This window comes from Bradyrhizobium sp. Ash2021, from assembly GCF_031202265.1.
Lineage (GTDB): Bacteria > Pseudomonadota > Alphaproteobacteria > Rhizobiales > Xanthobacteraceae > Bradyrhizobium.
The window spans coordinates 5,324,556-5,338,215 of the sequence record NZ_CP100604.1; the positions used below are offsets into that span (position 1 = coordinate 5,324,556).

Genomic DNA, 13,660 nt, shown 5'->3' on the forward strand with positions numbered 1-13,660 from the left:
CCAAGGGGTCGCACGGGTAGTCTTGCGGCGTCAAACGGTGAGGATTTCCTTTTCCTTCGCCGCCAGCAATTGATCGATCTCGGAAATCATCCCGTCGGTGGCTTTCTGCACATCACCGGCGAGGCGTTCCTGATCGTCCTCGGATATCTCGTGATTCTTCTCGAGCTTCTTGACCGTATCCAGTCCGTCGCGGCGAACATGCCGGACCGCGACCTTGGCGGCTTCGGCGTATTTATGCGCGACTTTCACGAGTTCCTTGCGGCGTTCCTCGTTGAGTTCCGGAATCCTCAAACGCAGCACCTGCCCTTCGGTGGCCGGGCTGAGGCCGAGATTGGAATCGACGATCGCCTTCTCCACGGCCTTGACCATGGACTTGTCCCAAACCTGGACGGAGAGAAGCCGCGGCTCGGGCACGCTGATGGTCGCGAGCTGATTGAGCGGCATGTGCGAGCCATAGGCTTCCACCTGCACCGGCTCCAGCATCGACGCTGCGGCACGGCCGGTGCGCAAACCGCCCAATTCGTGCTTGAGCGACTGGGTGGCGCCTTGCATGCGGCGCTTCAATTCGTTGATGTCAAAACCAGGCGTGGGCATAACGCTCTCCCCTCCTTGAAGTAAACCAGCCGTCGCCGCGGTCAGCGGGCGGTGCGGTTCGATACGGCACACGACGTCACCCGGCAACGACCGTGCCGTGTCCGGTACCGCGCAGGATCGCACCGATCGAACCCGGCTCGGCGATCGAGAATACGATGATAGGCAGCGATGTCTCGCGGGCAAGCGCGAATGCGGTTGAGTCCATCACCTTGTAGCCACCTTCGATTGCCTGGGAGTGCGTCAGGCGGTCGAAACGCTTGGCGGACGGGTCCTTTTTGGGGTCGGCGCTGTAGACGCCGTCGACATTGGTGGCCTTCAGCACCGCCTGCGCCCCGATCTCGGCCGCCCGCAGCACCGCCGTGGTATCGGTCGTGAAGAACGGATTGCCGGTTCCGCCGCCAAGCAGCACGATTCGCCCCTCGGCGAGGTATTTGTGCGCTGCACTACGGGTGAACAGTTCGGAAATCTCGGGCATCACGAACGCCGACAGGGTGCGCGCCGGCGTGCCTTTGTGCTCGATCGCAGCCTCCAGCGCCAGGCAGTTCATCATGGTGGCGAGCATGCCCATGGTGTCGCCGGTCGGGCGGGACACGCCGCGTGACGATACTTCCACGCCGCGGACGATGTTTCCGCCGCCGACTACGACGGCGACCTCGACCCCGAGCTGGCGTGCGGCGATCAACTCGCCGGCGATTCGGTCCACGGTTGGCTGGTCGATACCGAAGGATTGGCTGCCGGCGAGATATTCGCCCGAGAGCTTGATCACGACACGACGATAGACCGGCTCAGCCATGATGCGATCGCTTCCTTAAGTCCCCGCGCGGGCTTCCGGCGCAACATGCGCCGCAAGGCTGTCTTCGCGGTTATTTCTTGCCGGCGGTTGCAGCAACTTCGGCTGCGAAATCGGATTCCTGCTTTTCGATTCCCTCGCCGAGAGCATAGCGCACAAAGCCGGTGATTTTCACAGGCGCGCCGATCTTGCCTTCGGCTTCCTTCACGGCCTGCGCGACCGACTTGCCCTTTTCGTCATGGATGAAGGCCTGCTCCAGCAGACAGACTTCCTTGTAGTAGGTCTTCAAACCGGACTCGACGATCTTCTCGATGACGTTTTCAGGCTTGCCCTGCTGGCGATATTTGTCGGCCAGCACGTCCTTTTCGCGGGTCACGACTGCCGGATCCAGCCCCGCCGGATCGAGCGCCTGCGGGTTGGCCGCGGCAACATGCATGGCAAGCTGGCGGCCAAGAACCGCAAGTTCATCGGCTTTGCCGGCGGATTCCAGCGCGACCAGCACACCCATCTTGCCGGCGCCTTCGATCACGGCACCATGGACATAGCTCGCCACCACGCCCTGCCCGACTTCGAGCGAAGTCGCGCGGCGCAGCGTCATGTTCTCGCCGATGGTTGCGATCGCATCCGAAATCGCGGTCTCGACCGTGACGGCGCCGACCTTGACCGCCTTGATCTTCTCAACATCGGCGCTGTTGTGCAGCGCGACCTGGGCGATCATCTTGACCAGGCCCTGGAACTGCTCGTTACGCGCGACGAAGTCGGTCTCGGAATTGACCTCGACCACGACGCCCTTGGTAGCGGACGTCACGGCGCCGATCAGGCCTTCGGCCGCGACACGGCCGGCCTTTTTCGCAGCCTTCGACAGGCCCTTCTTGCGCAGCCAATCCTGTGCCGCCTGCATGTCGCCGGCGCTCTCGGTGAGGGCTGCCTTGCAATCCATCATGCCTGCGCCGGTCGATTCGCGCAGCTCCTTGACCATCGCTGCTGTGATCGTTGCCATCGTTGAATATCCTTCTTGCCTGTCAGGACGGCAGCGGCGCGCGCTTGCGCCGTGCCGCCATCAGCTACAGGGAGTGTCGTATCGGGAGTCGAACCGGTGGCCGGGAGAACCCGGCCACGCCGCTTTGAATTATTCCGCTTCCGCGGTCAGGGCCTTGGCCTGGGCGACCCAGCCATCGGCCCGGCTCGGAAGTCCGACCTCTTCGCCGATCTTGTGCGCGGTGTCGTGGTCGAGTTCGGCGAGCTGCCAGTAGTGGAAGATGCCGAGGTCGTTGAACTTCTTCTCGATCGCTCCCGACACGCCGGTGAGCTTCTTGAGGTTGTCGGCAGTGCCGCGCGGACCGGCCAGACCCTGGAATCCGGTCGGCTGGGGTGCGGCCGGAATTTCCTCGCGGACCGGCTGAGCGGACGCACCGATATCGATCCCGGAATCACCCTGCGCGCGCGAGATACCGTCGATGGCGGCGCGCGCGATCAGATCGCAATACAGCGAAATGGCGCGACCGGCATCGTCATTGCCCGGCACCACATAGGTGATGCCCTTGGGGTCGGAGTTGGTATCGACGATGGCGGCGACGGGAATGTTGAGCCGCTGCGCTTCCTGGATCGCGATGTCTTCCTTGTTGGTGTCGATCACGAAGATCATGTCGGGAAGACCGCCCATGTCCTTGATGCCGCCAAGCGAACGATCGAGCTTGTCGCGCTCGCGCTGCAGCGTCAGCCGCTCCTTCTTGGTGTAGGCGTTGGCGTCGCCGGAATTGAGCACCTCATCGAGGTGGCGCAGCCGCTTGATCGAGCCGGAAATCGTCTTCCAGTTGGTCAGCGTGCCGCCGAGCCAACGCGAATTGACGAAATACTGCGCCGAGCGCTTGGCAGCCTCGGAGACGCCGTCCTGCGCCTGGCGCTTGGTGCCGACGAAGAGGATACGGCCGCCTTTGGCGACGGTGTCGCTGACCGCCTGCAACGCGCGATGCAGCATCGGCACGGTCTGGGCGAGGTCGATGATGTGGATGTTGTTGCGGGCGCCGAAAATGAACTCCGCCATTTTCGGATTCCAGCGGTGCGATTGGTGGCCAAAGTGAACGCCAGCTTCAAGCAGCTGACGCATAGAGAAATCGGGTAGCGCCATGGTATCAGTTCTCCGGTTGGTTCCTCCGGAAGCGTGTGAGCAGACGAGCCTTATGGCCCGGCAGCCACCGGACGGCCTTGTAAAGCCATGCTTCCGTGTGAGATGGCGCGGTATATAGCCGGATTTTGGCGAGAAGCAAGGAAATAAGGCCGGTTTTGTGAGTTCTTGGGGGGCCAAATCGTTCGATTTGCGCCGCGTTTAGGACGAGGTTCGGGTATTCTGCGACGTTTCCGTCACGGAGGTAGAAATCTTGGCGATCGTGGCCAAATCGGAGGCCGAGTCATGGCTCGCTCAGTTCGGGGATCGGGAATGAAAGAAGTTTCGCTTTCGGAAATCAGAGACGATCTATCGCGGTTTCTCAGAGAGGCGGAGACGCGGGAAATCGTCATCACGCGCCACGGCAAACCGGCCGGCGTGCTGATTGGCTTTGAAACCGAGGAGGAATGGTTCGAGTATCGCCTCGAACATGATCCGCGCTTTCTGCGACGTATCGAGCAGGCCCGGAACAATCTGCGCGCAGGACACGGCACCAGACTCGAAGATATTGAAACCGATTAGCTACGCGCCCTCTCCGCCCCATCTACCGTTTCGATCGCTGCGGCAAGAACTTGATGCCGCCCGAAGCGATGCAAAGGCGTAGCTTGCATTTGCTCGGCCTCCGCATCACCCGCTCGGTTTTCAGCACCTCGCAACGTTCGGCGGGCATTTCTTGGCTGCCGGCGCCGCCGGTCGCGGCGGCGGAGCGGCCGGACGTGGTGGTGGTGGTGGCGGCGGTGCCGGACGGGCGATCTGGGGTGCAGGCCGCGGCGGCGGAGGCGGCGCCGGTCGAGGCGGCGGTGGCGCGGCGACCCTCGGCGGCGGTGGCGCTGGCCTCGATACCTGCGGCGCCGGACGCGGCGGAGGCGGCGGCGCGGCCCGGCGCGGCGGTTCGGCGCGGTGGATCTGCGGCTGTGCGGGAGGCTTTGGCGCGGCCACTGGAGCCGGCGCCGCGGGTTTCGGCGGCGGTGGCGGCGGAGCCGCGGTTGGCTTTCGGGCCGTCTCCGGAACGACCGGCTTGGCCTCGGGGGCCTGCGCGGTGCCGCCGGCTTTCGGTTGACCCACGAGAGGTGCCGGCGCGGTCGTTCCAGGCGTCTTCGGCGCGCTCACGGCTCCCGGTTGATTCGGCGCCGACGTTGCCGGGGCCGTCGTAGTAGGCTGTTTGGCAGGCTGGTTGAGAGGCGCAAGCTTCGCGTTCGGATTGGGCGCTCCGGTAACAGGCGCCGTCGCGGCCGGGGGCGCGGGAGGCGTGCCCTTGGTGCCCGGGACCGGCAGGCTATTGGCCTTCGGCAGCCCCTGACCCTGCGGCAGCGCATTTGGGGTCACGTTGGCCGGCTGCGGCGTCGTTGGCGCCGCTTTCTGACCAAGCGGTGCCGCCGGAGTTCCGGGCTTGGCTGGATTGATCGCCGCGCTCGGTGGCACCGGCAGTTTTCCCTGCTGGATCAGCGAGGCCTTTTGCGCGGCCGCTGCCGGGAGGGCCGGACCAGCGCCAGCCGGCGCCACAGCGCCCTGCCCCGGTGCGGCCTTCGTGCCCAGTGCTGTCGGCGGCGCACCGGCGCCGGGAGCTCCGGGCGCAACCTGCGCCGGCCGGTTGATGACGGTGTTGATGACGGTGGTGTTGTGGATATTGGCGAAGATGATGTTGTTCGGCGGCGGCGCGACATAGACCGGCGCCTGGACATAAACCGGGATCGGCACAAAGAACGGCTGCGGCAGGATGAACAGCCCGATCGGCGGCGGCGGCGGTTCCAGGATGATGAAATCCGGCGGCGGCGGCGGCAGGAAATACACCGGCGGCGGCGGTGGCGGCAAAAAGCCGAAGTCCGGATCGCCGAAGTAAAACACCGGGCGATCGACATAGACGATCTCGTCGGGCGGCGGTGGCGGCACGTCGTAGTCGATAACCGCGAATGCCGGCGGCGGCTCCAGCGGCGCGGTCAGGATGGCGAGGCGGCGGCGGGCATCGCCGGCATGCGGCCCGTTCGGATAGCGTCGCAGGTACGACCAGTAAGCTTGCGGCGTGTCGGCCCGGTAACTGCGAAGCCAGGTCAGCGCCTCACGCCGTGCGGCCACGATCGCGCGCACGCGGCGCGCCAAGGGATCGCCGGGATAGGCGCCGAGGAAATCCTCATAAGCCGGCATCGTGTCGCGCTCGAGCGCGGCGGCGTAGGCGTCCTGCGCACCGAGATCGCGGATCGGCTTGTTCCTGATGGCGGCGACCTGGTCCGGCGGCGCCGGCGCGGGCGCATCCGGCGCGCGATCGAAGAACATGAAGGGTGCGTCGATCTTTTCCGCGTGCCAGGGCACCAACGCCCCCTTGCTCGCGTCGTTGACGCGCAGCCGAAGCCGGTTGAAAACCTCCGGCAGCGGCAATCCGCCGGTGCGGATCATCTCCGCGAGCGACTGGGCGTAAACGCCATACGATCCCTGCTCGCTGGGAGCCACCGTGCCGGGCGCGGCGTTGAAGGCGATCAGCATGTGCGCCTCCGGCTCGACCAGGGCCAGCCCGCTCGCGATCGGCTGGCCGCCTTCGATGAAAGGCTGCGGCCGCGCCGCGTCCAGCACCACGATGTTGGCTTTCAGCGGCAGCGATGCCAGCTGGCGGACATAGTCGTTGATCCGCAATCCTTCGGTCGGAATGTCGGTGTCGCGGCTGATCGAGGAGTCGACGGGGATGAAATAATTCTCGCCGGCGAGCTGGATGCCGTAGCCGGCGAGATAGACCATCGCGACCGTACCCGGGCCGGACGCTTCGGCCTTCTGGATGAAATCGCGAAAACTTCGCCGCAGCGTATCGCCATCGAGATCGCGGGCCCCGACGACATCGAAGCCCGCTGCCTGCAGGGTCTGGGCGATCAAGCCGGCGTCATTGGCCGCCGTTGCAAGCGGGGACTTGGCGTAAGCGCCATTGCCGACGACAAGCGCGATGCGTTTTTCCTGTTGCTGCGCGGAGGCGGAAGTCAGGAGCCCCGGGAACCCGGACAACAGCACCAAACAGAGCGAAAAGATCGAAAAGGTTCTGGTCACACGCATGGCTGTTCGGTCCCCACCGGTTCAAGCACGACACGCATTGAATACGCTGCTAGCTGAACATCGTTTGAATGAAAAGCGCTGTGAATAAGGCAACGCGTGGCCCGAACCGGTATCTACCCCGAATCACCTGCGGGGCAGGCTCTCGAAAACGCGCTACCGGCCGGCCTCGACGGGCTTGGCCTGGTTGCGATCGCGATCGAGCTTGGCCTTGAGACCGGCGATGTCGCCAAAGAACGCGTTTTCGTCGCGGAACGGGACCGCGCGGAACGAAGGCGGCATCAGCAGCCGCGTGGTGTTTTGCCGGCCGGAGTCGGAAAACGCCTCCGATTGCTGCAGCGTCTGTGCCGCAATCACGGTCACGAGCACCGTCGTCACGATGGCGCCTTTCAGCCACAGGCGCGCTGGGCCGACCTCGCGCAGGTGGAAGAAGCACATCGCGGCAAGGATCGACCAGATCGCGACATATTGGTAGGTGCTGGCGGTCGGCCAGGTCCACGCGAAGGCGGAAACCTGCGCGAACTCGTTGTAGAGCGAAAGCGCGAACGCGCCCACCAGCACGATCAGCAGATGGCGCGGAAAACGCGAGCGGCCGGAGAAGATGCGCGACAGCAGCGCCCACAATCCGGCCCACACCAGCACCGTGGCGACGATCGTCAGCGACGGTGTCAGATAGGTCGAGACCCGGGGCTCCGAGGTCTGGGTCAGCCAGACCTTGAGCATGTAGATCCCAAGCGTCACGCAGCCGAGCGCCGCGGCGCCCAGGAACGGCAGCATCCCCCGCTCAGGCCGCGCCACCCGTTCGCGCTCGACTTCATGGTTGATTGCGCGGAAGCGCAAATAGGTTTGACCGATGCGGATCGGTTTGGTGCCGTCAACGATGATGCGCGCCAGCCGGCTCTTGCCGCCGTCGAGGAACGTGCCGTTGACGCTGCCCATGTCCTCGGCAACGAGTTGCCCGGCCTCGTCGCGAAAAACACGCAGGTGCCGTGCTGCGACATAGGGATCGTCGACGATCACATCGTTATCGTAGCCGCGGCCGATGCGCACTTCCGGACCGGCGATCCGGACGCGTGCGGTGATGTCGCGGTGGCGCGATAATATCTCGACCCAGATCATTTGGTTATTTGCACCGCTTCGAGAAAGCGTCTGCCGAGCGCGATGGCGTCGTCATAGCCCACCGCCTGAAGGCTCAACCGCGACACCAGCGCCTCGCTGCTGTGGTCCTGCGTCACGGCGATCAGTGCCACGTCGTAAAGTCCTTCGAACTCGCGATAGGCTTGCGCGCACCAGATCACCCGCAGCGGCGGATGGTCCGGCGCGGGCGCTGCGCTGACAAAGTCCTCGTGGCAGCGCTCCGGCGTGTACCATTTGCGGTACGGGCCGCCGCCGACCAGGCGCGGCTGGCTAAGCTGCGTCAGATAGGTCGCGAACTGGAATTGATTGAGATCGACGGTCTTGACGTAGGAATGGTTGATCTGGATGGCGCCGGTGTTGAGATCGGACGCCACGTACAGGCCGGTATCGCTGCTGCAATTGGTTGAATTGATATTGGCGCGCGGCTTCGGCGTGGCGCCGGCATTGGTGTTGGCCCAGCAATTGAACCACGGCGCAATCGTTTCGGGTGTCCGGTAGGGCCCGAGTACGGTCGAGCGAAACCCTTCTTCGCCCAGCGATTTGTAGAGCGCGGCCCCCCACGCGGTGAGCTGTCGCGCAATCTCGGCACGCAGGTCCGGCGCCGTCTCATGCTCGCGGGCGCTCTGCAGCAGTGCCGCGGCAAAACGCGCCGGCACCAGGAAGCTGACAAGCTGGCCGCCCCTGCGGGTCGCCACGTTGATGCCGACCACAAGCCCTTCGCCGTTGACGGTCGGGCCGCCACTCATGCCGGGATTGAGCGCCCCGCTGAGGTGGACGCGATCGTTGTAGCTGTGCTCGACCAGACCATTATAGGTGCCTTCGATGATGGTGAAGCCGAGGTCGAGCGGATTGCCCATGGAATAGAGCCGTTCACCCTTGGGCAGGCCCCCCTCCATGGCGGTCTTGTCGAAGGTGAAGAACGGCGCGTCATGCTTGTCGAGGCGAACGATGGCGAGGTCGTTTGGCAGGTCGACGCCGAGCAGACTGACGTCGCCGTGGCTGCCATCGGCCGCCACATATTCAAGCCGATAGGTCTTCGGCTCGAGCGCAACCTGCGAGACCACGTGATAGTTGGTGATCGCCAGCCCATCGGCGGAAACCAGAAATCCCGAGCCGATCGAAATCTGCCGCCCGGCGTCGGCGACCAGCGTGCGAATCTGCAACAGCCGCGGCGGCGCCGACGCATAGATGCCCTCGGCAACCGAAGCCGGGCCAGGGGCCGCCTGGGCGGCGGCGCCACCGAGCGCGGCAATCGCCGTCAACAACCGCAATAGCCGCACAACATAGCTAACCGAAGCCGCCAAGAAATCCTCCAAGCCCTGATGAAAACAGGGCGGACCGCTGTGGTTAGCGGAGCCTCTCACTTCAGGCGCCCCAACAAACGCTATTGCACCAGTCGAAGCTCGGCAATCGTTGCCCGCGCGGCGTCTTCCTCCAAGGGAAAGAAATCGAGCGGCCCGGGATTGCTGTTGCCGGAGGTAACCGCGGCGCCAACGAGCAGGCCGGCGACACCACCCGCAGCCGACATCCCGCCAAGGACCTTGGCTCTGTCGCTCGGCCTTGCAAGGAAGAAATAGGTACGGCCGGATTGTGTGGAAATGTCGCGCTGACTCACCCCGGGAAACAACGCAGCGGTGGCCGAGAGCTGGTGCTGACCGGACGCGCGGTCGACATACACATAGGTCCCCGTCTTGAGTTCGGCCATCGGCCCACCGTCGAGTCTGACGTCCCAGCCTGGGTCAGTGATCCCAGCATAGCCCTTCTCGCGAAGCACGACGATGCGCGACTGTCCTGCTCGCGGCGGACCGATCTTCTGCATCATCGCGGAGTAGTCCAGCCCGTTTCTTTCCGTCTCGCAGCCGGACAACAATGCGGCAACGATCAACAACGCTACGCCACGCCAAAACATCACGCCCCCACGCCCCATTCGATCCCCCAGCAGGCAAGTAACAAGAAACACGGCCTGGTTGCAACAGCCGGACATTCATGCCGCATGCGAAATCACGGATTGCGGCCGCGCAAAGCGCAACGCTGCTGCCCGCGCAGGCACTGAAGGTCATTTCTTGCCCGCACCATCAGCGGAAAACGCGTTAAACCAAAAGGGCAACGCAACCGGCAAAGCGGGCCATGGATAGGTTTTACAAACGGCATCGCACGCAACCGTGCGCCAAGATTAAAAATCTGGAATGACAACCCGCAAGGCAGGAGACGCCGGAGACCCTGCTACCTCACAGCGTCTGCACGTCCACCACGCCCGACACCGCCTTGATCGCGCCGGCGATCTGCGGCGAGACCTTGAAGCGGCCCGGGAGTTTCATTTCGACCTCGGTTTCAAGGTCGAGCATGATGACGAGCGAGACGTCGCCATTGGCTCCGTCCGCCGGGGCTGGCGCGGGTTTGACCTGCGGGATGCGGGCCGGGCCGCCGGGCGCCGCAGCCTCCGGCATGTTCAGACGCTTCGCAATGGAATCCAGCGGTTTGGTATCGCGCACGAAGATGCGCAGCCCCTTTTGGGTTTTGGCCGCGGCGGCGTCGAGCGGTTCGGCGTGTAGCACCCTCGCCCGCACGTCCTCGCCCTGTAGCTCAGCGCCGAGTTGCAGCAGCACGGCGGCGCCCGGCTCCAGCACGTCGCGATATTGCGCAAGGCCTTCGGAGAACAACACGGCTTCGAAATGGCCGGTCGGGTCCGACAGGCCCATGATGCCCATCTTGTTGCCGGTCTTGGTGCGCCGTTCCATGCGCGACACCACGGTCGCGGCAACCTTGCCGGCGGTCGCGCCGGTTTTGACCGCGCGCGAAAATTCCGCCCACGACTGCACCCGCAACCGTTTCAAGACGGTGGCGTAATCATCCAGCGGATGGCCGGACAGGAAGAAGCCGATGGCGTCGTATTCGCGCCGCAGCCGCTCGGCCGGCAACCAGGGCTCGACCTGCGGCAGCATGATGGTCGGTGCGTCGGAGGCGCCGCCGAACATATCGTTCTGCCCGAGCGTCGCGGCCTCATGGCTGCGCTGGCACGCCGCCAGGATCGCCTCTGCGCCGCCAAATACCCGCGCGCGGTTCGAATCGAGCGTGTCGAAGGCGCCGGCCGCGGCCAGGCTTTCGATGACGCGCTTGTTGATCGCACGCGGATTGGCGCGCGCGGCGAAATCGGCCAGCGAGGTGAAGGCGCCCTCTTTCCGCGTCGCCACGATCAGCTCAACGGCCTGCGGGCCGACGCCCTTCAGCGCGGCCAGCGCGTAATAGATCGTGTTGTCGCTGACTTCGAAGGTCGCCCCCGAACGGTTGATATTGGGCGCCTCGACCTTGATCCCGAGCCGCTGCGCCTCGGCGCGAAACTCCGACAGCTTGTCGGTGTTGTTGAGTTCGAGCGTCATCGACGCGGCCAGGAACTCGACCGGATAATGCGCCTTCATATAGGCGGTGTGATACGACACCAGCGCATAGGCCGCCGCATGGCTCTTGTTGAAGCCGTAGTCGGCGAATTTGGCGAGCAATTCGAAGATGGTGTCCGCCTGCCCTTTCGGCACGCCGTTCTTGACCGAGCCGGCCACGAAGATCGCGCGCTGCTTTTCCATCTCGGAGCGGATCTTCTTGCCCATCGCGCGGCGCAGCAAATCGGCGTCGCCGAGCGAGTAACCGGCCATCACCTGGGCGATCTGCATCACCTGTTCCTGATAGATGATGACGCCGAACGTCTCCTTCAGGATCGGCTCGAGCAGCGGGTGCAGATATTCCGGCTCCTCGTCGCCATGCTTGCGCGCGCAATAGGTCGGAATGTTCGCCATCGGGCCCGGACGATACAGCGCCACCAGCGCGATGATGTCCTCGAAGCGGTCGGGCCGCATGTCGACCAGCGCGCGGCGCATGCCCTGGCTTTCCACCTGGAACACGCCGACCACATCGCCCTTGGCCAGCATCTGGTAACTCGGGGCATCGTCGAGCGGCAAAGTCGCGAGGTCGATTTCGATGTGGCGCTGCTTGAGCAGTTTGACCGCGACGTCGAGCACGGTGAGCGTCTTCAGGCCGAGGAAGTCGAATTTCACCAGCCCCGCGGGCTCGACCCATTTCATGTTGAACTGGGTCACCGGCATGTCGGATTTGGGATCGCGATAGAGCGGCACCAGTTCGCTCAAGGGACGGTCGCCGATCACAATACCGGCGGCGTGGGTGGAAGCGTGCCGAGTCAGGCCTTCGAGGCGCTGGGCGATGTCGAAGGCGCGGGCCACCACCGCATCCTCGTCGCGAAACGCCTGCAGCTTCGGTTCGCTGGCGATCGCCGCGGCCAGCGTCACCGGCGCGGCGGGATTCTGCGGCACCAGTTTGGTCAGCTTGTCGACCTGCCCATAGGGCATCTGCAGCACGCGGCCGACGTCGCGCAGCACGCCGCGCGCCTGCAGCGTACCGAAGGTGATGATCTGCGCCACCTGATCGCGGCCGTAGCGCTGCTGCACGTAGTCGATCACCTCACCGCGGCGGTCCTGGCAGAAGTCGATGTCGAAGTCGGGCATTGAGACGCGTTCGGGATTGAGGAAGCGCTCGAACAGAAGGCCGAAGCGGATCGGATCGAGGTCGGTGATGGTCAGTGCATAGGCGACCAGCGATCCCGCGCCGGAGCCGCGACCCGGCCCGACCGGAATGCCCTCGGATTTTGCGTGCTGGATGAAATCGGCCACGATCAGGAAGTAGCCCGCATAGTTCATGCGGGTGATGACATCGAGTTCGAACGCCAGCCGCGCCTGATAGGTTTCCTCGGTCATGCCCGGCGCGAGGCCGTGGACCTTCAGGCGATGGCTAAGACCCGCCTCGGCCTGGCGCCGCAGTTCGGCGGCCTCCTCGGCTTCGGCGTCGGCTGCATTGCTGCCGGCGCCGACCGTGAAGCGCGGCAGGATCGGCTTGCGCGTCTTCGGCCGGAACGAACAGCGCTCCGCGATCTCCACCGTCGATGCCAGCGCCTCCGGAATGTCGGCGAACAATACCGCCATTTCGGCCCGGGTCTTGAAGCGGTGATCGGGCGTGAGCTGATCGCGATCGGTCTCGGCGATCAACCGGCCGCCGGCGATACACAACAGCGCGTCATGGGCTTCGTAATCATCGTTGGCGGCAAAGTACGGCTCGTTGGTCGCGACCAGCGGCAGTCCCTTGGCGTAGGCCAGATCGATCAAGCCGGCCTCGGCGCGGCGCTCCTTCTCGATGCCGTGACGTTGCAGCTCGACATAGAGGCGATCGCCGAACAGGCTCGCCAGCCGGTCGCAGCGCGTCGCGGCAAGGGCTGCATGATCGCCGTGAATCGCCAGCGAGATCGGCCCGTCGGGACCGCCGGTGAGCGCGATCAAATCCTCGGCATCGCCCTCCAGCCACTCGAACTTGATGTGCGGGGACTGATGGACCGGCGTCTCCAGGAACGCCCGTGAGTTCAGCCGCATCAGGCTGCGATAGCCGCGCTCGCGCGCCGCCAGCAATACGATTCGGGAAGGCGCCGAAGCCAGCGCATTGCGCGCATTGGGATCCTGGTCGCCAAAGTCGATCGCGAGCTCGCAGCCGATGATCGGCTGGATGCCGTAGCCCGCCATCTTGTCGGAGAATTCCAGCGCCCCGAACATGTTGTCGGTGTCGGTCAGCGCCAGCGCCGGCTGGCGGTCCGCCTTGGCGAGTTCGCCGAGCTTCTGGATCTTGATCGAGCCCTTCAGCAGCGAATAGGCCGAATGAACGTGGAGATGAACGAATCCGGCACTGGACATGGCTGCTCAAGCGCTTCTGGGTCAGGGATGGCTGCGATCGTCAGGCCAACGGACACGCAAAGGAAACCCAAAGGAAACCCAAGCCTCCAGACCCGACTCGCCCGCCATGGTGATGCCTGACGCGACCGGAGTCCACGCGCGACGGCGAATGAGCCTTCGCCATCCGGCTTTTCCCCAAGGGACGCACGCCCAAGGCGTATGTCC

At 64.7% G+C, this 13,660-nt stretch carries 10 protein-coding genes; 1 reads left to right on the forward strand and 9 read right to left on the reverse strand.

All coding sequences use genetic code 11. The features are described 5' to 3' along the window. Positions 1-30 precede the first annotated feature (30 nt). The 4 genes from frr to NL528_RS25640 all read right to left on the reverse strand — a co-directional run bounded on the left by frr (position 31) and on the right by NL528_RS25640 (position 3,512). Positions 31-594 carry a ribosome recycling factor gene (gene frr / locus NL528_RS25625; protein WP_074276530.1) on the reverse strand — a complete coding sequence of 188 codons (564 nt, stop codon included), beginning with the start codon at positions 592-594 and terminating at the stop codon, positions 31-33. A gap of 76 nt (positions 595-670) precedes the next feature. After that, positions 671-1,387, reverse strand: coding sequence for a UMP kinase (gene pyrH, locus NL528_RS25630; protein ID WP_309177233.1), 717 nt, complete (start codon positions 1,385-1,387; stop codon positions 671-673). A 70-nt stretch (positions 1,388-1,457) separates the two neighbouring features. Beyond that, the gene (gene tsf, locus NL528_RS25635) at positions 1,458-2,384 is read right to left on the reverse strand and encodes a translation elongation factor Ts (RefSeq protein WP_309177235.1); all 927 of its coding nucleotides are present in this window, start codon (positions 2,382-2,384) and stop codon (positions 1,458-1,460) included. A gap of 129 nt (positions 2,385-2,513) precedes the next feature. Then, complete coding sequence (locus NL528_RS25640) at positions 2,514-3,512, reverse strand: 30S ribosomal protein S2 (protein WP_074276527.1); 999 nt, start codon at positions 3,510-3,512, stop codon at positions 2,514-2,516. Positions 3,513-3,821: 309 nt separating this feature from the next. Between NL528_RS25640 and NL528_RS25645 the strand changes: the two genes are divergently transcribed. Beyond that, complete coding sequence (locus tag NL528_RS25645; RefSeq protein ID WP_309177238.1) at positions 3,822-4,070, forward strand: type II toxin-antitoxin system Phd/YefM family antitoxin; 249 nt, start codon at positions 3,822-3,824, stop codon at positions 4,068-4,070. Between the two features lie 120 nt (positions 4,071-4,190). Here NL528_RS25645 and NL528_RS25650 read toward each other — a convergent pair whose 3' ends face one another. The 5 genes from NL528_RS25650 to dnaE form a co-directional block, all read right to left on the reverse strand. Then, complete coding sequence (locus tag NL528_RS25650; protein ID WP_309177240.1) at positions 4,191-6,581, reverse strand: caspase family protein; 2,391 nt, start codon at positions 6,579-6,581, stop codon at positions 4,191-4,193. Positions 6,582-6,734: 153 nt separating this feature from the next. Further along, positions 6,735-7,697, reverse strand: a complete 963-nt coding sequence (locus NL528_RS25655) for an FHA domain-containing protein (protein WP_309177241.1) — start codon at positions 7,695-7,697, stop codon at positions 6,735-6,737. Then, entirely contained in the window at positions 7,694-9,019 is a 1,326-nt protein-coding gene (locus tag NL528_RS25660) for a serine protease (RefSeq protein ID WP_309177243.1), read from the reverse strand. The genes NL528_RS25655 and NL528_RS25660 overlap by 4 nt, the downstream gene beginning before the upstream one ends. Positions 9,020-9,099: 80 nt before the next feature. Then, positions 9,100-9,600, reverse strand: a complete 501-nt coding sequence (locus NL528_RS25665; protein ID WP_309177245.1) for a DUF2846 domain-containing protein — start codon at positions 9,598-9,600, stop codon at positions 9,100-9,102. 343 nt (positions 9,601-9,943) lie between these two features. After that, positions 9,944-13,456, reverse strand: coding sequence for a DNA polymerase III subunit alpha (gene dnaE / locus NL528_RS25670; protein ID WP_309177247.1), 3,513 nt, complete (start codon positions 13,454-13,456; stop codon positions 9,944-9,946). Positions 13,457-13,660: the final 204 nt, after the last annotated feature.